Source organism: Streptomyces sp. NPDC008137 (genome assembly GCF_042957035.1).
In the GTDB taxonomy this organism is placed as follows: Bacteria; Actinomycetota; Actinomycetes; order Streptomycetales; family Streptomycetaceae; genus Streptomyces.
This window is the reverse complement of record NZ_JBIBHN010000009.1, coordinates 145477-164149: the sequence shown is the minus strand read 5'-3', so window position 1 is coordinate 164149 and position 18673 is coordinate 145477. Positions and strand designations below refer to the sequence as shown.

Here is an 18673-nt window from a genome sequence, read left to right as displayed (position 1 = left end):
GGGCTCACCCCTGCAAGGCGCTCCCCGCGTCCCACTCGTCCTCGAGCAGGCCGAAGACCAGCGAGTCCCGCCAGCCGTCACGGATGAGCTCTGTGTGCCGCAGGCGCCCCTCCAGCGTCATACCGAGCTTGGCCAGCACCCGCGCGGAGCCGAGATTCCGCGGGTCGCAGGTGGCATGGACGCGATGGAGCCGCAGTTCGCCGAAGGCATGTGTGAGAAGCAGCCGCCCGATCTCCGTCCCGACGCCCCGCCCCCAGACGCGCGGGTGCACGATGTAGGAGATCTCGCCCTGGCGCCGAGGTGCGCTGCGCACCCGCAGCTCCCCCATTCCCACGACCTCCTGCCCGAGACGGGCCACATAGGGGAACCGGCGCTGGGGCCGGTCCGACCAGGCGGCGACCGCGCCCGCCACGAACTCCCGCGTCTCGTCAGGAGTGTTCGGCCCCCACGGCTGATAGCGGCAGGCCTCGGCCAGAGACGCCCAGGTGTGGACGGCGGGCCAGTCCTCCGAAACGATCCTGCTCAGGGTCACGGTTTCGCGGCGCACAGGACGATCATGTCCACCCCGGCGTACGGCAATCCGCGGCCCTTTCACACGGGGGAGGCCATCCGCTCGCCCGGCGCCCCGCGTTCCCGCCCGGCGCCGTCACCTCACCGCCGCACCGAGGTAAGCCCCCACCCCAGCACCAGCCACAGCCCCGCCACCGCGCACACCCCGCCCCAGCCGAAGTGGGTGAAGGCGGACCCGCCGAGAGCCGAGGCGGCGGCGCCGCCCGCGAAGCCGGCGACCACATAGGCGGTGTTGGCGGTGGCCGGGGTGGACGTGGAGGTCAGGGCGAGGGTCTGGTTGGCGACATGGGAGGCGACGAGCGCCGCGTGGATCGCGATCGCGGCGGCGAACAGCGCGGCAAGAGCCTGCCCGCCGAGCCAGAACAGCGGCACGGAGATGGCCGCGAGCAGATACGCGGACCGTACGACACGCGTCGCGCCGAACCGGTCCACGAACCCGCCGGCCAGCGGAGCCACCGCACTCGCCGTCAGCCCGAACAGCCCGAAGAGCCCGGCGGTCGCGGGGGACAGCCCGTAAGCGGGCCCGGTCAGCAGCAGGGAGAGCGCGGTCCACAGCGCGCTCCACGCGCCGAACATCCCGGCCTGCCGCAGGCACGCCCGCCACAGGTCGGGCGAGTGGCGCAGCACCGAGGGCAGCGCGGCGAGTCCGGCGAACAGCGGGCCTTCCCGCCGCCGCCGGGACGGCAGGACGAGCGCGGTCGAGAGTCCCAGGACCAGAGTGAGCACGGCGGCGCCCGCGAACACCCAGCGCCAGCCGAAGGCCTGCCCGGCCAGCCCGCCCAGGACCCGGGCCCCGACGATGCCGGTGAACAGGCCCGCGATGACGGCCGCGACATGACGGGCACGCCGGTCGGCGGGGGCGCGTTCGGCGACCAGCGGGACGAGCAGCTGGGGGATGACGGTCGCGGCCGAGGCGACGAACATGGCGACCGCGAGGGCGGTGACCCCCGGGGCGGCCGCACTGGCGCCCAGCGCGACGGTGGTGACGAGGGTGAGCCCGGCGACCAGCCGGCGCCGGTTCGCGCTGTCGCCGAGCGGGGCGAAGAACAGCAGGCCGACGGCGTAGCCGAGCTGGGCGACCGAGGCGATCCAGGCGACGGCCGAGGGCGCCGAGCCGAAGTCGCGGGCCATGAGCGAGAGCAGCGGTGCGGCGAGGTAGATGTTGGCGGCGGTGACCGCGCTGCACACGGCGATCAGGGTGAGGAAGAGGCCGGGGGCGGGCGTACGGGCCTGCCGCGGCGGGGCCTCGTCGGCCCTGCGGGACGTGGTGGTGGTCGTGGTCGCTGACGGCATGGAGGGGGACTCCTTGGAGTCGGCTCTAGCAACTAACTGGTTGGTTGGATGATGGGGCAACAGTGTGAGCCGCCCTTCGATTCCTTGTCAACCAAACAGTTGGTTACCTGGCGCGCTACCCTCTCTCCCATGGCACCAAGGGACCCCGAGGCCACCAAGGCCCGGATCTTCGAGGCGGCGGTCGCCGAGTTCGCCCGGCACGGCATCGCCGGCGCCCGCATCGACCGCATCGCCGCCGAGGCGAAGGCCAACAAGCAGCTCATCTACGCCTACTTCGGCAACAAGGCGGAGCTGTTCGCGATCGTCCTCGAGAAGAAGATGCTCCACCTCGCCGAGGACGTCCCCATCGTCCCGGACGACATCGAGAGCTGGATCGACCGCGTCATGGACTACCACGCCGCCCACCCGGAGCTGCTGCGCCTGCTCTTCTGGGAGGGCCTGGAGTACGGCAGCGCCGAACTGCCCCACGAGTCCGCCCGCCAGGAGCACTACGCCCGCAAGGTCGCCGCCCTCCAGGACGGCCAGGACCGGGGCGTCATCACGGACGCCGTCCCCGCGGCCGACCTGCTGTTCCTGCTGACCGCCCTCGCCAACTGGACCGCCGTCGTCCCGCAGATGCGGCGCATCCTGGTCGGCGACGGGGAGGACGCCCAGGACCGCCTGCGCGCCTCGGTCAAGGAGGCGGCACGCAGGCTGACGGCCCGGTAGGACCTACCGCTCGGTGCTCAGTTGGTCCCGATCCGGCTCAGCAGCTCGACGATCCGGGTCTGCACATCGCCGCTGGTGGACCGCTCCGCGAGGAACAGCACCGTCTCCCCGGACGCCAGCCGCGGCAGGTCGGCCTGGTCGACGGCGGCGGTGTAGACGACGAGCGGGGTGCGGTTCAGCTGCCCGTTCGCGCGCAGCCAGTCGATGATCCCGGCGTACCCCTCCTGCCGCCGGTGCACCTGCATCAGGTCCATCACGACCAGGTTCGGCCGGAAGTCGCTCGCCAGCGTCACCGCGTCCGCGTCGCTCGCGGCCCGCGCGACCTGCATGCCGCGCCGCTCCAGCGTCGCCGTCAGCGCCAGCGCGATCTCGGCGTGCTCCTCGATCAGCAGCACCCGCGGCGGGTGCTGCTCACTGTCGCGCGGCGCCAGCGCCTTCAGCAGCACGGCCGGATCGGCACCGTAGGCCGCGTCCCGCGACGCCTGCCCGAGCCCGGCCGTGACGAGCACGGGCACCTCGGCGGCCACCGCGGCCTGGCGCAGCGACTGCAGCGCCGTACGCGTGATCGGCCCGGTCAGCGGGTCGACGAACAGCGCGGCGGGGAACGCCGCGATCTGCGCGTCGACCTCCTCGCGCGAGTTCACGATCACCGGCCGGTAGCCGCGGTCGCTCAGCGCCTGCTGGGTGCTGACGTCCGGCGCGGGCCACACCAGCAGCCGCCGCGGGTTGTCCAGCGGCTCCGGCGGCAACTCGTCGTCCATCGGCTGCGGCCGCGGCGGATCGGCCACCTCGACGGCACCCCCGGGCCCGTCCAGCGGCTCGGGCCCCTCGGCGGCGTTCTCGTCGGGAGCGCCTATGGCGTACGACCGCCCGCCGCCCTCGGTGAGCTGCGCGAGCCGCGACTGGCCGGCGAGGGACTGCTGCGCCGGGGCGGGCGCGGAGGCCTGGGCGGGCACCTGTGCGGCGACCGGCGCGGGCGTCGATTCGGCCGTCGGATGCGGACGCGCGGCCTGTTCCGGACTGGCCGTCTGCTCCGGGCGCGCCGTCTGCTGGGGGCGCGGTCCCTGGTCCTGGCGGGACGCCGGTTCCGTACGCGTGGCCTGGTCGGTCCGGGTGGCCGGGTCGGGCGGCGTGCCGAGCTTGCGGCGCCGGCCCGATCCGCCCGGCTGGTGCGGGGGAGGCGTCGCCGTCGGCAGCGGGACGGACATGGACGGCGGCTGCTGGACCTGGGCCGCCTGCCGGTTGAACGGCACGCCCTGCCCCAGCGTCCGCACGCTGATCGCCCGCCCCTGCGTCGAGTTCGGATCGACGGGCGCCGAGGACTCGGCGGGCAACGGCTGAGCCGCCCGCTGCCCCTGCGCCGCGCCCTCCGGCGGCAACGGGGTGCCCGGGGCCGGGGTGTTCTGGGCCGGGATGTTCGCCTGCGGCGCCTGAGCAGGTGTGCCGTTCGGGGGTACGGCGACACCGGCCCCCAAGCTGTCGTCGTCCTCGGCGGCGGGCCACGGCTGGGGCGCGGGGGTGCCGCCCTGAGCCGGGGCGCCTTGGGCCGGGGCGCCTTGGGCCGGGGTGCCTTGGGCCGGAGTGGCCGTGCCCTGCCCGGGTGCGGCCTCGGCGGGGAGCGGCTGCCCGGCGGAGGGCTGCGGCGCCGGTGCGGCGACGCCCTGCTGCGGCAGCGGCTGCGCGCCCAGGGCCGGAGGCTGCACCGCCTGCCCGGGAAGGGCCGCCTGCACGCTGTGCCCGAGCCCGCCCTGCGGCGGTACGGCGACGCCCTGCGGCTGGGGGATGCCGCCCTGCGGAGCGTTCCCCTGGGCCGGCGCGGTGGCACCCGGCGCGGCCTGAGCGGCGGCCACCCCGGCCTGGACGGGCGCGCCCTGCCCCGGCGGGACCTGCCCCGCGGCGTCCTGCTGCGCGGGAACGCCCTGCCCGGCCCCCGCAGACACGGAACCAGCCGGCACGGCAGCAGCAGGTACGGAACCCGCAGGTACGGAACCCGCAGGCACGCCACCCGCAGGCACGCCACCCGCCGCTCCGGGCGCCTGCACCGCTGCGCCCTCGCCCTGCTGCGGCACCACGGCCCGCCGCCGACGTCCGGTCGGCGCACTCGTGGGATGCGGCTGCGGCGGGGTGTGATCGGCGGACTGGTCGTGCGGTACGGCGTCGTGCCGCCCCTCCTCGGCCACGCCGTCACCGGAGCCGGCCGGTGCCACACCGGCCTCGGCCCCCTGCCCCTGACCCTGCGCTTGCCCCTGCTCGGTCCGCCCGGCCTGAACGCCCAGCTGGGCCGGTGCGTCCGGGGTCGTCTGGTCGGCCCCGGCCGGCGGCAGGGCGAACACCGGACGCGGCCCCGCGGCCTGCTGGGCCGCCGCCCGCTCGTTGGCGGCGGCCAGCGCACGCCGTCGACGCCCGGTCGGCTGCTGGCCCTGCCCCTGTGCCGCACCGTCCGCAGCGGAGCCCGCGTCACCGGACGGCGCGGGCAGCGCCGGCGGCAGCGCGCGCTGCTCACCGGGTTCAGGCCGGGCCCGCCGCCCGGAGGCCTCGGGCACGCCCTGCGGCGGAACGGTCCCGCCCAGCCCCGTGTTCGAGGCGGCGGTCCCGGCCGCGTGCTCGGCGGCCGTGACGACGGCCCCCTCGGCGACACCCTGGACGGCACTCCCGACGGCCTCGAGAGCGAGGGGCCCCGGCGCCGCGTCCTCGGCCGGACGCCCGCGCCGCCGCCCGGTACCGCCAGACCCGGCGCCCTCACCGGAAGCCTGCGCCGGAAGACCGGAAGCCTGCGCCGGAAGAGCGGCCGGTTCCCCGGCGGCCCGCCTCCTGCGCCGCCCGGACCCACCGGAACCACCGGACCCGTCAGCCTCGTCGCCGTCACCGGGAACGTCCGCGTCCAGGAAGGCATCGGTGGTGGCACGCCGCGCCCGGCGCCGCCCCCCACCGGAGGTCTGCTCACCCGAGGCCGCGGCGAGGCCCTCGTCGACCGCCTCGGCGGCGGCATCCGCGGCGACGGCCCCGGCCCCGCCCCCGATCGGCACCTCGAGGACGTACGCGCTCCCGCTCATGCCCGGCACGTCATGGGTCTGCAGCACACCGCCGTGCGCCCGGACGATCCCCCGCACGATCGGCTCGTGCACCGTGTCGCCACCGGCGTACGGCCCGCGCACCTCGATGCGTACGACCTCGCCGCGCTGCGCCGCCGCCACCACGACGGTGTTGTCCAGATAACCGCCCGCCGACAGGGGCGTGTTGCCGGTCGCGTCGACCCCGGCCACGTCCGCGACCAGATGTGCGAGGGCGGTGGCGAGCAGCCGGGGATCGACCTCGGCCTCGATGGGCGGCGCGTGCACGGCGAACTGCACCCGCCCGGGCCCGATGAGTTCGACGGCTCCGTCGACCCCGGCGGCGACGACGGCGTCCAGCATCACCTTCGTACGGGCGACGCTCTCACTGCCCGTGTCGAGCCGCTGGTAGCCGAGGACGTTGTCGATGAGCGTCGTGATCCGCGAATAGCCGGCGGACAGGTGGTGCAGCACCTGGTTGGCCTCGGGCCACAGCTGCCCGGCGTCGTCGGAGGCCAGCGCGGCCAGCTCGCGGCGCAGCTCCTCCAGCGGCCCGCGCAGCGACCGCCCGAGCAGGGTCAGAAGCTGCTCGTGCCGGGCGGCGAGCGCCTCGTACCGGTCCTTCTCGCGCTCCCCGAGCGCGGCGTACCGGTCCTCGTTCGCGCCGAGTTCCTCGGCGTGCCGCTCGGCCAGCTCCTCCAGCTCGGTGACGTGCCGCTGGCGCAGCGCGGTCAGCTCGGAGGCGTGCTCCTCGGCGGCCTTCTCCAGCTCTTCCGCATGCCGCTTCTCGGCCGCTTCCTTCTCCTCGACGACCGCGTCGTACGGCCGCCGGTCGGTGAAGGTCATCACGGCGCCGACGAGCTGGTCGCCGTCCCGCACGGGCGCGGTCGTCAGATCGACCGGCACCTTGCCGCCGTCCTTGGCGTAGAGCACCTGCCCGCGCACCCGGTGCTTGCGACCGGAGCGCAGGGTGTCGGCGAGCGGCGACTCCTCGTACGGGAAGCTCGATCCGTCGGCACGCGAGTGCAGCACGAGTTCGTGCAGTTCACGGCCGCCGAGATCGCTGGCCCGGAAGCCGAGGATCTGAGCGGCGGCCGGATTGACGAGCACGATCCGCCCGTCTGTGTCGGTCCCGACCACGCCCTCGGAAGCGGCCCGCAGGATCATCTCGGTCTGCCGCTGCGACCGCGCCAGCTCGGCCTCGGTGTCGACCGTCCCGGTCAGGTCCCTCACGACGAGCATGAGCAGCTCGTCACCGCTGTACCCGTAACCGTCGTAGGCCTGTTGCCCGTTCTCCAGATTCGCACTGGTGACCTCGACGGGGAACTCGGTCCCGTCGGTCCTGCGCGCGATCATCCGGGTCGGCTTGGTCCGGCCCTGCGGATCGAGGTGCTCCGGCCGTCGCATGGAGCCGGGGATGAGCTTGGAGTCGAACTGCGGCAGCAGATCGAGCAGCCCGCGTCCCACCAGAGCGGTGCCCGGAGTCTCGAAGGCCTCCAGGGCGATGGTGTTGGCGTTGACGACCGTCCCGTTGGCATTGACCAGCACCAACGCGTCGGGGAGCGCATCCAGTATGGCTGCGAGGCGAGCAGCGCCTCGGGATGGCCTGCTGCTCACGAGACGCTTCCTCCCTGTTACCGCACCTTGCCGACCGCTCGGGCCATCTTGCCAACCGTCCCGCAGCGTGTCACGCGAGGGAGTCTAAGGGCTGCGGTTGCGCTCGCGACGCCGGATGAGAGCGAGGTCGCACGAGCAAGTGACCCCGAACTGACGACCGAGTAACCGTCAAACACCCGCCCTCCTGCGACGACGTCGCGGGACCTTCGCGGGACCTTTACGACGACGGTGTTTCTGTACCTTTTGGCCGACCCGGCGGGACGGAGGGCGGGGAGGGGCGAAATCCGGACAAGGTGCGGAGGGTCGGACCGGAGGCGATATGCGGACCGGAGCCGATATGGGGAGTACCGGAACGGCAACCGCCGCGGGAGGCGCTATCGGAGTCGACACGGGAGTCGACACGGGAGTCGACACGGGGCTCAGGCGCGCCGCCCGCCCCCCAGGTCCGGCAGGAGCGGCACGAGCCGGTCCCAGCGGGAGATCTGGCAGCCGTCGCGGCGGTCGTACGTGGCGTCGACGGGGCGTCCGGCCCAGGTGCCGGTGACGTGCGCGGTGGCCGGCCCGCCGTACTGCATGGTGCAGAAGCCGCCCTTCGGGGCGGGAGCGAAGACCTCCTGCCCCCACCGCGTGTCCCGCTCCAGGGCGGCACAGGCGCCGCTCGGGTCGGGGTGGCTGCCGCCGTCGGGTCCGCAGTACAGCTCGAAGGTCCCGTCGGCCCCGCCGCCGGCGTTCCGCACGGTGACGGTGAGGTGATCCCGCTCCTTGCCCTTGCCGCCACCGGGCCCGGCCTGGGCGTACGCGGCCGGGGACACCGCGGCCAGCGACCCGAGGGCGGCGACGGAGGCGGCGGCACCGAGGGCGAGGCGGCGCAGGCCGGGGCGGGAGGCGGTCCGGGGCGCGGTCCGGGCGGTGGCCCGGGACATGGCAGTCGACATGCCCTGACTAACGCGGCGTGCCCCGGGACGTTGCGCGACAGCCCGACAAGCCTTTTGCCCTGCGACCTTCCCGCCTAGTACCGTAGGGGGCGATTGGTGACGCGGCGCTCGACTGTGTCATCATCGGCAAGCACCGACTCGCGCTCGCGCGGGCCATGTGCGTGGAGGCGTCGCCTAGTCCGGTCTATGGCGCCGCACTGCTAATGCGGTTTGGGACTTAAATCCCATCGAGGGTTCAAATCCCTCCGCCTCCGCACCTGATCACGAAGCCCCGGTCACCCGACCGGGGCTTCGCTGTCGTACCGCCCGGAACAGCCGTTTCCGCAGCTCACAAGGGGTACGGCAAACGGATTTCACATGGCGGCGGCAGTCATGTAATGTTCTTCCTGTCGCCGCGAGCGAGCCGGAAGGCCCGAAAGCGGCGATAAAACAGAACAAGCACTCGTAGCTTAACGGATAGAGCATCTGACTACGGATCAGAAGGTTGCAGGTTCGAATCCTGCCGAGTGCACAGCAGACCAGAGGCCCTGTGGAGTGATCCACAGGGCCTCTGGCTTATGTCTTGACGGCAGCGTTTGACGGCAACCGCATCAGAAGGCGCGGAGTGCTCTTGCCGCACACTGCTTGAAGAAGCAGGGATGTCTGTGCGCGGCCGGAGCGTGGGTCTCAGACGGTCGCGGCCAGCCAGCCGATGGTTTCGGTGATGTGCTTCCCATCGCTCTTGGTGGCGCCGGCGTACACCTCGTTCAGGCGGATCAGGAAGCCCGTGTTGGTGACATCATGGACGCGGATCCCCGGCGTCTCCGGGCCGTTGAAGGTCTGGGTCAGCGGGAGGACGACGACGTTGGCACCCGCCGGGAACGGGGTGGGGAACGTGACGCGTGTGAAGGTCGAGGTGTTACCGCCGCTCGTCTCGATCGGGTTGTCAGACCTCAGGTCGATCTTGCCGGTCTGGATGAAGCTCATCGTCGACTTCCTTCGAGTGGGGGGTGGATTGCTCGACCGCCTTCGGCAGCCGACGGGAGCCTTGTCACGAAATCGGCCCCGTATGCCGAAGTCCCGCAAACGAGTGATCGCCTTTCGGACAGCGGGAGACCGTGCGCTTCTTGGCTGGTCAACAGGCCAAGGGCGTCTAGACAGCTACGAGGACACCGGCCGCGCCGCCGTCATCGTCCGGATCGTTGCCGTCACCCCTCAGCGCGTCGCCGACTCGGTCGAAGGCTGAGCGCTGGGCCCAGGACTTCCATGATCATGCGGGCGTCGGCGCCCTGTTCGTGGAGGAGCGAGGCGCAGGTGTGGCGGAGGTCGTGGAAGCGGACCTTGCGGACGCCGGCGCGGACGCACAGGGCCTCGAAGGAGCGGTTCAGGTTGCGCGGCTCGATGGGGGTGCCGTTCTTCGTGGTGAAGACAAGGCCCTGGGCCGTGCCCTTCCAGTTCGAGCCAGCGGCTTTCCGGTCGGCGAGCTGCTGGGCGCGCTGAGCGCGAAGCGCGGTCACGCACTCGGACGGCAGGGCCACGCGGCGGGCCGAGCGCTGAGTCTTCGGCGCGACGATCAGCAGCTCGCCACCGACCCGCTGTAGGGCCTGCCGGACGGTGAGGACGCCTTCGTGGAGATCCACGTCCGACCAGCGCAGCCCCAGCAGCTCACCGCGCCGCAGGCCGATGCGGACCGCCAGCTCGTACGCCGCCCACAGCCGGTTGTCTCGGGCCGCCGTCAGGAGCTGACGCCCTTCCTTGACCGTGAGCGGTTCCATCTCGCGCTTCGTTCCCATGCTCAGCTCCACGTTCCGGGCCACATTGCGGGGCAGCTCGTCCTCACGCACGGCGTGCTGGAGGGCGGCCCGCAGGATCACCGGCAGGAAGCGCACGGTTCGGTCCGAGGGGAGCTTCGTGCAGCACTTGCCGAGGGCGCAGCAGCGCCGCTTGTGCTCGGACCGGTGGTCAGCCTTTCGTGAGCCTAGTCCCACGTCTTGCCGTAGACGCTGCGCCGCTTGTACGTGCCGTCCGTCGTCAAGACGTAGGCACTGCCCTCCCAGCGGCCGTCCTTGCGCTGGTAGATGGTGCCCTCGTTGTTGGCGTTCTTCTTCGGCTTGGCCATCAGGCGGCTTCCTGCTCGGTTCGGAGGGAAGTTGTGGGTGTTGGCCAGCTCGATCAGGTCCCGCAGGCCGGGGCTGACGACGTGCCGCAGGTCGAGGGGGCGGTGCATGAGTGCCAGGGGTCCTTTCTGGCGCGAGAGTGGGGCCTGCGGGCAGAAGCGATAAGCGCTCGGGCGGCTGCCCGCAGGCATGACGGCTCGGGCCCAGGGCGGGCGAGGGTGGGAGGCGCCGGAAAGGCCGGCGGGATGTGGCCCTACAGAGCGGCGTGGAGGGCGGTGGCCATGGGCAGGCCGATGCCGAGTCGCGTCTTCAGCTGGGCCGGAGTGATCGCTGTCCCGTGTTCGGCGTGGTGGGACGCGGCGATGGAGCGCGCCTCGGTCAGCAGCGGCTCAGGCACCTTGAGCGGGGGCGGGGTGGGAGCCGGGGTGACGCGCGGAGCTACCGGGGCCGCGGCCGGGGTTGGGCCTGGGTCCGGCGCGACGGGCGGGGCCGGAGCGGTGAACAGTGCGGCAGCGGGGTATGGGGCAAGGCCGTTCGGGCGTCGGTTCGGTCTCTTCTGCTTCAGGGGCCGGGGCGACGGGGCGGGTGACGGCGTGGAAGGCGCGCAGGAGTTGCGGGCCGCAGCTTCTTCCGGGGTCTCGCCGTCCTCGACCAGGCCCATGGGCAGCTTCCAAGCCCACGAGTCCGTGATGAAGCGGTGCCGCCACATCATAAGGACCTCTTGCGGTCATGGACTACGGCGGCAACGGCCAGGTGCCGGAGGCGGGCAACGTGGTACTCCCACCTACGTCCGTCTGGCTACTGAACGTCGACCAGACACAGATTCACCCAAGAGTTGGTGTAGACCTGACGCTCACCGTGGGTCTTCCACTCCATACCTGCGACCCCTCTCGATCGGTCTCCTGGATCTCAGACCGATCGAGAGGCGGGTGCATGTTCCCCTCTTGACGCGTCACCTTGTCGAGATGCGCTGAGCAGAGCGCCGCCCCCGGCTAGAACTGAGTACCAGGTGGAGGAATTCACTGGCGAGCTCGTGCACGGTAGGCATTGAAACCTCAAGGCTCCGGAGGGGCTCGGTGTTCACGTTTGCTGTGCTGCGGGATCAGGTCCACTGTCCACTGATGGGAGAGCAGGCCGACGGCGCCTGGACGATGTCGCTCATGGCGGCGGCCGAGATGGCGGGCCAGCACCCGCCAGTTCTTCGTGCATCTCCTTGTACCAGTGCGGGGCATTCTTCTCGACCTTGGGTGCGGTGGGATTCACCACCCGTCCATCGGTCTGCGATCACGGGCCCTGCTAGCAGGTCTCGGCGAGGATCTCCAGCGAAGACAGGTTGGTCGTCCGGTTTTCCGCCCACTGTTGGCGATCTTGGTTGGATGCGGCGTCCTGCTACGCCACGGCCGCCGTCGGCAGAACGTTTACGATCGCCGACGGCGGTTGGCGAGGTACGGGTCTCGTCATCCCGCACTCCGCGAGTATGGCCAGGCCGAATTCCCGGAGAGGGAAGAGGAACGCATGCACGTCTCCGCGACAGCCGCCCAAAGGCGTCGGCTTCCACCATGCCAAGGTCGGCATCGCACATGTGCAGAGCGGCCGGCGACTCTGGAGGCGATGCGAAGACCACTCACGGGACAGCCCTTCGCTTCGCGCTTTTGCGGAGCGGATTGCCCGATGGTTGATGAAAATAGGCGAGGAGCTATCTGACCTGGGAGCTGACTTCGGGCACCATCGCGCCCGCGGAGCCGTCTGTCCACCACGGCAACTCAGATCATCGACAGCGCCTCACACGCAGCTGTGGAACCTGTGCCTTCCCGACGCGACAGGCCAGGTCACGAACCTGCCCTCAGAGCCTTAGGCGTGGCGCGCTGCGGCTCTACTCGTTGAAGACGCGACTCGTAGCCTGGAGGAGACCGGGATAGCCCGTACCCAGCCAGTACAGCTTCATCTGATAGTCGCCCACGCCGTTGACGTCATGAGGCATTTTGTCACACCCGCCGTCGCCGCCGTCTTCTTCCTCCTCCGTTACGTACCAATCACCTCCGATCGGCTTGTAATACAGTCGACCCAGTACGGCTGCGCCGTCCGCGTTGGTGTCACACACCTCGAATACGTCACCGTCGTCATGGAACGTAAACGTTCCCCCGTTTCCCGCGATTTTGATGTCGGTGATCGCGGCAGCCGGGGCGATGGACACAATCATGGCGGAGGCAGCAGCGATTACCGTGACGCCTATTCGCTTACAAAATGCTCGGTTCATGACAACCGAGCATGCGGCCTATGTCTTTCTTCGGGCAATACTGAGTTGATCACGTTATCGTAACGCTCACTTGCAGTGCGGTGTATGCATGTTTTTCAGTTACTTTGCCGCTTTAGTGCTTTATTGTGCCGCATGGTCCATTTATGGGTCTCGCCTAATCTTCGCGTTTTCTGGCTCAAAGGCCTTGATGTCTTGTAGGTGGCGCTCGATGCGCGACAGGTATTTAAAAATGAAGAGAAACTGTGCGGTCCCGGCGCAGCAAAGGGCGTTGGTGTATGCATTCCTTGTTCGAGTTGAGTTCTACTTGGTGCGATGGTGCTGGCGTGCATTGATCAGGTTTCTTGAAATCCGCATACTTCGCCACCCCTCTGGTGAATCTTCAGAACTCACCATCAGGACCAAGGTGAGTGACGCGGCAGGGCTATGAGATCTCATTCATCCTTTGGTGGTGCGCCTATTTCCCACCCTTCTGCGATTTTGTGGAGATGTTCTTCAATGTGAACCAGGTGACCCATCGTGCCCCGGAGTGATCCGGGCCCCTGGTGTTTCGGTGGCGGGTTGTGGGCTGAAAGGGGACGCTGGAGCCAGGGGGAACGTGAGGGAGAGGCACCCCATGGCCCAGACCAGCCACAAGGCGCGTACGCCGTTCCTTTCCCGTCCGGGCGTCCGTCGCTACCTGCCGTTCGTTCTGATCACCGCGGTCGCTCTGATCTTCATCTTCGAGAACCGCACGAGTGTCGAGATCCGCCTTCTCATCCCGATGGTGACCATGCCGCTGTGGGGTGCCCTGCTGATCGCCTGGGCGCTCGGCATCCTCGCCTCCCTCTTCACCGTGCGCCGCCGGTCGAACCGGCACTCACGCAAGACGGGATAGCTCGCCGCGGTCAGAGAGTCGCTTCGTCCAGGAGCAGGAGCAGGAGCAGGAGCAGGAGCAGGAGCAGGAGCAGGAGCAGGAGAAGAAGAAGGAGCAGGTGCAGCGGGCAGGGGGATCCGCAACCAGCCGTTCGCGCGGCCGTGAGCCTCAGCCCGGATGGCCTGCCCGCGCCCCTCTCGCCCCGCCGTCAGGGTCTCGAGCCGGATGCCCCGCTGAGATCTTGGGGGTATGAGCGAACCGGTGGAGCGGGTGGATGAGCAGGATCGTGTGCTCGGTGTGGTGGAGCGGGGTGAGGCCATCGAGAGGCGCTGGCTGCACCGCGTCGCTACGACCGTCTGCCGCGATCAGCAGGGCCGCTTCCTCGTCCATCGGAGGCAGGAGAGGGTGCCCCGGTTTCCGGGGCAGTACAACTGGCTGATCGGTGGTGCCGCAGAGGTCGGGGAGTCGTACGAGGAGGCGGCTGCGCGTGAGCTCACCGAGGAACTGGGTGTGCGGGCGCCGGTGCGGTTCGTCTTCAAGTTTCTGTGCGACGGGCTGATCAGCCCCTACTGGCTCGGCCTGCACGAAGCCGTGGTCAGTCACGTTCTCGCGCCTGATCCATCGGAGATCGACTGGTATGGGTGGGTGACCGAGGGAGAGCTGCGGGAGGCCGTCGAGGAGTGGTCCTTCGTCGAGGACGGGGTCGATGCCTTCAGGCGGTACGTGGACCTCGGCCGGTCCCGGGCCGGTCGGGGCGGCAGTGTTCCTCCAAGCAGTCCGCCGCCAGGGCGGTCGCTCGGGTGAACCAGTCGTTCAGGACCGCGACTTCGGTGGGGGAGTAGTCCGCGAAGAGTTCCGTGAGGCGGGCGTGGTACGGCTCGTAGACCCCGAGGACTCGGGTGACCGCTTCGGGGCGGGCGGCGATGCGGATGCGACGGCGGTCGATCGGGTCGGGGTGGCGGGTGATGTAGCCGGCGCGTTCCAGGCGGTTGAGGATGCCGGTCACCGCGCCGGTCGTGACATGGACGCGGGCTGCCAAGTCGCCCGGGGTGAGGAGGCTTTCGCCTGCCTCCATGACGTAGGCGAAGCAGGTGAGGTCGGTCACGTTGATGCCGACCTGCTGGGCGATCTCGTGCTGTCCGGCCAGGTGGGTCGCGATGAGGTGGTCCATCGCCGAGAGTGCCTGCTCTGGTGTGGCGGCCGGTCGCGGCTTGGCCGGCATTCCCAATTCCCTTGGTCCGTGAGAGGTTTGGGCCCGAAACAGCATGGGTGTGATAGGGGGCGGCGCGTGAGCGCACATGAGTATGACCACGGGCACACGTTCGCGGGGTGGGTCGGATGCGCGATCGGCAGCGTCGCGGCCGCTGTGGCGGGTGCCGGGGTCGTCATGGTCTCGGGGTTGCTGATCGCCGGTGGGACAGCGATCGGGGTCGTGGCTCTGCTCGTCACCTGGGCGCTGCACCTCGCCGGGTGGGGGAAGGGGCCCGGCCTCCGGCCTCGGGAGGAGTGGGCTTGGCGGGTGCGGGACTCGTCGGCGCCGGGTGGGCACGACGAGTGCCTGGGGTGCCGGCTGGCCGGACGCAGGCGGCCGGCGGCGCTGGGTGGCGCGGTGCCGGTGCGTGCGGGCGGGGAGTCGGAGGTGGCCGCTGCCGCCGCCGGGGCCGATTCAGCGCGGTGATCCCCTGCTCGCCGGTTCGTCGCAGCCCTCGTTGATCGTCCCGGCCGGGCGCCGCGGGGCCGTTGTCAGTGGTGCCCTCTAGTCTCGTCAGAGATGGCACAGGCATGGAAGTGCTCGGGGCTGCGATGGTCGGCGGACGGTCCCGTGCTGGTGTGGGACGGCGGGCGGCGCAGCGCGCTGACCTGGGGGAAACGCGTGGCCTTCGGGGTCGCGGAGGGGGGCGTGCGGACGTGTGTGGGGGCTCGGGGGCATGCGTGTCCGGCGCGGGTGGCCGTGCCGGGGCGGAGTACGGGGGCGCGGTGCGAGGAGTGTGCGCGGCTGGACCGGGCGCACTCCGTGGCCGCCGACACGATCGCGGACGACCCCCGGCCGTATCACGTATATCTGGCGTGGTTCGGGCCCGGCATGACGAAGGTCGGGATCACTGCGGTGGAGCGGGGCTCGGCCCGGCTCCTGGAGCAGGGTGCCGTCTGCTTCAGCTGGCTGGGTGCCGGGCCGCTCATGGCCGCGCGGCGCACCGAGGAGCTGTTGCGGGCCGCGCTGGGGGTGCCCGACCGGATTCCATACGCCGAGAAGCGGGTCGTGCGGGCCGCGTTGCCGGAGGTGGCGGCCGACCGGGCCGGTGAGGTCGCCGAGTTGCACGCTCGGGCGGTGGCGCTCGGGGGGTGGCCGGAGTCGCTGATGCGGGAGCCGCTGCGGGTTGTCGATCATGTCGAGGTGTTCGGGCTCGCGGGGTTGTCCGGTGCCGTCGGGGGTGTGAGCGAGCTGGTCGCCGGTGGGGTCGTGAGCGGGGAGCTCGTGGCAGCCGCCGGGCCCGATCTGCATCTGGCCACCGGGCGCGGGGTCGTCGTGCTCGATACGCGGTTGATGACCGGGTGGGGGCTGGTGCCCGCGGTGGGTGGGGAACTGACCGTTCCTGTGGCGGAGTTCAAGGAGGAGGTGGGAGTGCAGGACGGGTTGTTCTGACCCGCCCAGCGGACCCACAGCTTCCCCGACACCCCGTACCCCACCGAAGTCCGGCGTTCCCAGGCGTTCCCTGAGAACCGCCTGTGCGTTTCTCAGGGAATTCACAGGTTCCCGAAAGGGTGCTCTCAGAGGTCCTCGACATCGTGCTCACATGACCACGACCTCGCCCCACGGGCGCACCGAACTGCTGAGGCCGGACGGGAGCCCCGTCCGCGTGCTTGTGGTGGACGACGAGCTGTCGATCACCGAACTGCTCTCCATGGCCCTTCGCTATGAGGGATGGCAGATCCGGAGCGCGGGGGACGGCCAGGGCGCCGTCCAGACCGCGCGGGACTTCCGGCCCGACGCCGTCGTGCTCGACATGATGCTGCCCGACATGGACGGGCTGGCGGTGCTCGGGCGGCTGCGGCGGGAGCTGCCGGACGTGCCGGTGCTCTTCCTCACGGCCAAGGACGCCGTCGAGGACCGGATCGCCGGGCTGACGGCCGGTGGCGACGACTACGTCACCAAGCCGTTCAGCCTCGAAGAGGTCGTCGCCCGGCTGCGCGGGCTGATACGGCGGTCCGGTGCCGCCGACCGGCGCTCCGACTCCACGCTGGTCGTCGGCGACCTCACCCTCGACGAGGACAGCCACGAGGTGACCCGGGCCGGGGACAACATCCACCTGACCGCGACCGAGTTCGAGCTGCTGCGGTTCCTGATGCGCAACCCGCGGCGCGTGCTCAGCAAGGCGCAGATCCTGGACCGCGTGTGGTCGTACGACTTCGGCGGGCAGGCCAATGTCGTCGAGCTGTACATCTCGTATCTGCGGCGGAAGATCGACGCCGGGCGCGAGCCGATGATCCACACCCGGCGTGGTGCCGGTTACCTGATCAAGCCCGCGGCGTCATGAGCGGGCGACGACGGACGCGTCCGCAGCAGAGAGCGGGCAAGCAGGCGCGAGCGGGCAAGCCGCGCACTCTGCGGACGCGGCTCGTCGTCGCGTCCGTGGTGCTGATCGCCGTCGTGTGCGCGGTGATCGGGACCGTGACGACCCTTGCTCTCAGGTCGCATCTCTACGAGCAGCTGGACGCGAAGGTCGAGGACGCCGGCAAGCGCCTGTCGGGACCCATGAAACCCGGGGGCGGGAACGACGGGGACGGGCAGGACGGAGACGGCAACAGCGGGACCGGGACAGAAAGCGCGGCCGGGAACGGGACCTCCGCAACCGGGACCGAGAGCCCCGGAACCGGGAACGGGATCTCCACGAACGGGCAGAGCGCGGACCAGCAGGGCGCCGGATCGATAAACAGGATCACCGGCTTCGCCATGGGCCCCGCGCAGCCGGGCACCGTCGCCGCCGAGGTCGGTGCCGACGGCAGCGTCACCGAGGCGGTCTTCGCCAAGGAGACCTCCAACGACAACGGCCCCTTCCAGCGGAACCTGGCCGTCGAGCTCAGCGACGAGCAGCGGGCCGCCCTCGCCGAGGTGCCGAAGACGCACGGCATGTACACCGTCGACATCCCCGACCTCGGCGAGTACCGCGTTCAGTACGTCACCGAAGTCGACGGCAGCGGCAGCTACTACGTCGCCCTCCCCACCGAATCCGTCACCACCACCATCAACACCCTCATCCTCGTCGAGGTCAGCGTCACCGGCGCCGGACTGGTCGCCGCCGCCATCGCCGGTTCCGTGCTCATCGGCGTCGCCACCCGCCCCCTCCGCCGAGTCGCCGCCACCGCCACCCGCGTCTCCGAACTCCCCCTGCACACCGGCGAGGTCAACCTCAGCGAGCGTGTCCCCGACTCCGAGACCGATCCGCACACCGAGGTCGGGCAGGTCGGAGCCGCGCTCAACCGGATGCTCGACCACGTCCACGGGGCGCTGCACGCACGGCAGCAGAGCGAGACGCGGGTCCGGCAGTTCGTCGCCGACGCCAGTCATGAGCTGCGCACTCCGCTCGCCTCCATCCGCGGGTACGCCGAGCTGACCAGGCGCGGCAGAGAGGACGTCGGGCCCGACACCCGGCACGCGCTGGGGCGGATCGAGTCCGAGGCCGGGCGGATGACGCTGCTCGTCGAGGATCTGCTGCTGCTCGCGCGCCTGGACGCCGGGCGGCCGCTGCGGTTCGAGCAGACCGACCTCGTACCGCTGGTCGTGGACACGGTCAGCGACGCGCGTGCGGCTGGCCAGGACCACAACTGGCGTCTGGACCTGCCCGACGAGCCCGCGCTCGTGTCGGCGGACGCGGCCCGGCTGCAACAGGTCCTCGTCAACCTGCTCGGCAACGCCCGTAATCACACGCCACCGGGCACGACCGTCACCGCACGGGTGCAGCGGCGCGGGCCCTGGCTGTGCGTGGACGTCGAGGACAACGGGCAGGGCATTCCCGCCGAGTTGCTCCCGCACGTCTTCGAACGGTTCGCGCGCGGCGACTCCGCGCGTTCCCGCAACACCGGATCGACCGGTCTAGGCCTCGCCATCGTGCAGGCCGTGGCGACCGCGCACGGCGGTGCCGTGACCGTCGACAGCGTGCCCGGGCGGACCGTGTTCACGGTGCACCTGCCCGCGCTCGCGGCGCAGCCGCAGCAGGAAATGAGCTGGCAACAGCACTCACAGGCACGCCACAGCGTCACCACATCGGTACAACAGGGCGCCTGACGAGAGTCGG

General features: G+C 70.8%; 17 protein-coding genes, 2 tRNA genes and 2 pseudogenes. 10 read left to right on the top strand and 11 right to left on the bottom strand.

The genetic code is table 11. The features are described 5' to 3' along the window. Nucleotides 1-4: 4 nt before the first annotated feature. Nucleotides 5-547, bottom strand: a complete 543-nt coding sequence (locus ACFZBT_RS17635) for a GNAT family N-acetyltransferase (protein WP_391104050.1) — start codon at nucleotides 545-547, stop codon at nucleotides 5-7. 104 nt (nucleotides 548-651) lie between these two features. Next, nucleotides 652-1863, bottom strand: a complete 1212-nt coding sequence (locus tag ACFZBT_RS17630; protein WP_391104047.1) for an MFS transporter — start codon at nucleotides 1861-1863, stop codon at nucleotides 652-654. A gap of 129 nt (nucleotides 1864-1992) precedes the next feature. On the opposite strand from ACFZBT_RS17630, the gene ACFZBT_RS17625 reads away from it, so the two are divergent. Further along, on the top strand, nucleotides 1993-2571 hold the full coding sequence (locus tag ACFZBT_RS17625) for a TetR family transcriptional regulator (protein WP_391104044.1): 579 nt from the start codon (nucleotides 1993-1995) through the stop codon (nucleotides 2569-2571). A 17-nt stretch (nucleotides 2572-2588) separates the two neighbouring features. On the opposite strand, the gene ACFZBT_RS17620 is transcribed toward ACFZBT_RS17625, so the two are convergent. Together ACFZBT_RS17620 and ACFZBT_RS17615 are read right to left on the bottom strand one after the other, a co-directional pair. Next, the gene (locus ACFZBT_RS17620; protein WP_391104041.1) at nucleotides 2589-7238 is read right to left on the bottom strand and encodes a PAS domain-containing protein; all 4650 of its coding nucleotides are present in this window, start codon (nucleotides 7236-7238) and stop codon (nucleotides 2589-2591) included. A 419-nt stretch (nucleotides 7239-7657) separates the two neighbouring features. After that, complete coding sequence (locus tag ACFZBT_RS17615; protein ID WP_391104463.1) at nucleotides 7658-8161, bottom strand: SSI family serine proteinase inhibitor; 504 nt, start codon at nucleotides 8159-8161, stop codon at nucleotides 7658-7660. 175 nt (nucleotides 8162-8336) lie between these two features. On the opposite strand from ACFZBT_RS17615, the gene ACFZBT_RS17610 reads away from it, so the two are divergent. Next, a tRNA-Ser gene (locus ACFZBT_RS17610) sits at nucleotides 8337-8427 on the top strand. Nucleotides 8428-8611: 184 nt separating this feature from the next. After that, nucleotides 8612-8684 (top strand) — tRNA-Arg (locus ACFZBT_RS17605). A gap of 155 nt (nucleotides 8685-8839) precedes the next feature. Here the strand turns inward: ACFZBT_RS17605 and ACFZBT_RS17600 are convergent. The 5 genes and pseudogenes from ACFZBT_RS17600 to ACFZBT_RS17580 all read right to left on the bottom strand — a co-directional run. Then, nucleotides 8840-9139 (bottom strand): hypothetical protein, encoded by a 300-nt coding sequence (locus ACFZBT_RS17600; protein ID WP_391104038.1) that lies wholly within the window; start codon nucleotides 9137-9139, stop codon nucleotides 8840-8842. A 221-nt stretch (nucleotides 9140-9360) separates the two neighbouring features. Continuing rightward, a complete protein-coding gene (gene xerC / locus ACFZBT_RS17595; RefSeq protein WP_391104035.1) occupies nucleotides 9361-10041 on the bottom strand; it encodes a tyrosine-type recombinase/integrase in 681 nt (226 codons plus the stop codon). An 89-nt stretch (nucleotides 10042-10130) separates the two neighbouring features. Further along, nucleotides 10131-10379, bottom strand: a complete 249-nt coding sequence (locus tag ACFZBT_RS17590) for a hypothetical protein (RefSeq protein WP_391104032.1) — start codon at nucleotides 10377-10379, stop codon at nucleotides 10131-10133. A gap of 143 nt (nucleotides 10380-10522) precedes the next feature. Continuing rightward, the gene (locus tag ACFZBT_RS17585) at nucleotides 10523-10666 is read right to left on the bottom strand and encodes a hypothetical protein (RefSeq protein WP_391104484.1); all 144 of its coding nucleotides are present in this window, start codon (nucleotides 10664-10666) and stop codon (nucleotides 10523-10525) included. A 215-nt stretch (nucleotides 10667-10881) separates the two neighbouring features. After that, nucleotides 10882-11145, bottom strand: a pseudogene (locus ACFZBT_RS17580) (NUDIX hydrolase); the annotation flags it as partial. Nucleotides 11146-11662: 517 nt separating this feature from the next. Here ACFZBT_RS17580 and ACFZBT_RS17575 point away from each other — a divergent pair. After that, nucleotides 11663-11781 (top strand): annotated as a pseudogene (locus ACFZBT_RS17575) (IS5/IS1182 family transposase); the annotation flags it as partial. 361 nt (nucleotides 11782-12142) lie between these two features. On the opposite strand, the gene ACFZBT_RS17570 reads toward ACFZBT_RS17575, so the two are convergent. Then, entirely contained in the window at nucleotides 12143-12526 is a 384-nt protein-coding gene (locus ACFZBT_RS17570; RefSeq protein ID WP_391104029.1) for a hypothetical protein, read from the bottom strand. A 613-nt stretch (nucleotides 12527-13139) separates the two neighbouring features. Between ACFZBT_RS17570 and ACFZBT_RS17565 the strand changes: the two genes are divergently transcribed. Together ACFZBT_RS17565 and ACFZBT_RS17560 are read left to right on the top strand one after the other, a co-directional pair. After that, entirely contained in the window at nucleotides 13140-13400 is a 261-nt protein-coding gene (locus tag ACFZBT_RS17565; protein ID WP_391104026.1) for a hypothetical protein, read from the top strand. A gap of 228 nt (nucleotides 13401-13628) precedes the next feature. Next, entirely contained in the window at nucleotides 13629-14183 is a 555-nt protein-coding gene (locus tag ACFZBT_RS17560; protein ID WP_391104023.1) for an NUDIX domain-containing protein, read from the top strand. Here ACFZBT_RS17560 and ACFZBT_RS17555 read toward each other — a convergent pair. After that, a complete protein-coding gene (locus ACFZBT_RS17555) occupies nucleotides 14092-14601 on the bottom strand; it encodes a MarR family transcriptional regulator (RefSeq protein WP_391104020.1) in 510 nt (169 codons plus the stop codon). The two genes, ACFZBT_RS17560 and ACFZBT_RS17555, sit on opposite strands and share 92 nt — an antisense overlap. Nucleotides 14602-14667: 66 nt before the next feature. On the opposite strand from ACFZBT_RS17555, the gene ACFZBT_RS17550 reads away from it, so the two are divergent. From ACFZBT_RS17550 to ACFZBT_RS17535, 4 genes are all read left to right on the top strand, one after another. Further along, on the top strand, nucleotides 14668-15057 hold the full coding sequence (locus ACFZBT_RS17550; protein ID WP_391104017.1) for an HGxxPAAW family protein: 390 nt from the start codon (nucleotides 14668-14670) through the stop codon (nucleotides 15055-15057). 93 nt (nucleotides 15058-15150) lie between these two features. Beyond that, nucleotides 15151-16023 (top strand): DUF2797 domain-containing protein, encoded by an 873-nt coding sequence (locus ACFZBT_RS17545; RefSeq protein WP_391104014.1) that lies wholly within the window; start codon nucleotides 15151-15153, stop codon nucleotides 16021-16023. 151 nt (nucleotides 16024-16174) lie between these two features. Further along, entirely contained in the window at nucleotides 16175-16915 is a 741-nt protein-coding gene (locus ACFZBT_RS17540) for a response regulator (RefSeq protein WP_391104011.1), read from the top strand. Continuing rightward, nucleotides 16912-18663 (top strand): ATP-binding protein, encoded by a 1752-nt coding sequence (locus ACFZBT_RS17535; RefSeq protein WP_391104008.1) that lies wholly within the window; start codon nucleotides 16912-16914, stop codon nucleotides 18661-18663. Before ACFZBT_RS17540 ends, ACFZBT_RS17535 begins: the two co-directional genes overlap by 4 nt. The last annotated feature ends 10 nt before the right edge of the window (nucleotides 18664-18673 follow it).

Coding starts and splice junctions, on each gene's coding strand:
- ACFZBT_RS17540 (WP_391104011.1), top strand. CDS start 16,175: ATGACCACGACCTCGCCCCACGGGCGCACCGAACTGCTGAGGCCGGAC.
- ACFZBT_RS17630 (WP_391104047.1), bottom strand. CDS start 1,863: ATGCCGTCAGCGACCACGACCACCACCACGTCCCGCAGGGCCGACGAG.
- ACFZBT_RS17555 (WP_391104020.1), bottom strand. CDS start 14,601: ATGCCGGCCAAGCCGCGACCGGCCGCCACACCAGAGCAGGCACTCTCG.
- ACFZBT_RS17565 (WP_391104026.1), top strand. CDS start 13,140: ATGGCCCAGACCAGCCACAAGGCGCGTACGCCGTTCCTTTCCCGTCCG.
- ACFZBT_RS17545 (WP_391104014.1), top strand. CDS start 15,151: ATGGCACAGGCATGGAAGTGCTCGGGGCTGCGATGGTCGGCGGACGGT.
- ACFZBT_RS17560 (WP_391104023.1), top strand. CDS start 13,629: ATGAGCGAACCGGTGGAGCGGGTGGATGAGCAGGATCGTGTGCTCGGT.
- ACFZBT_RS17600 (WP_391104038.1), bottom strand. CDS start 9,139: ATGAGCTTCATCCAGACCGGCAAGATCGACCTGAGGTCTGACAACCCG.
- ACFZBT_RS17535 (WP_391104008.1), top strand. CDS start 16,912: ATGAGCGGGCGACGACGGACGCGTCCGCAGCAGAGAGCGGGCAAGCAG.
- ACFZBT_RS17590 (WP_391104032.1), bottom strand. CDS start 10,379: ATGCACCGCCCCCTCGACCTGCGGCACGTCGTCAGCCCCGGCCTGCGG.
- ACFZBT_RS17625 (WP_391104044.1), top strand. CDS start 1,993: ATGGCACCAAGGGACCCCGAGGCCACCAAGGCCCGGATCTTCGAGGCG.
- ACFZBT_RS17570 (WP_391104029.1), bottom strand. CDS start 12,526: ATGAACCGAGCATTTTGTAAGCGAATAGGCGTCACGGTAATCGCTGCT.
- ACFZBT_RS17615 (WP_391104463.1), bottom strand. CDS start 8,161: ATGTCCCGGGCCACCGCCCGGACCGCGCCCCGGACCGCCTCCCGCCCC.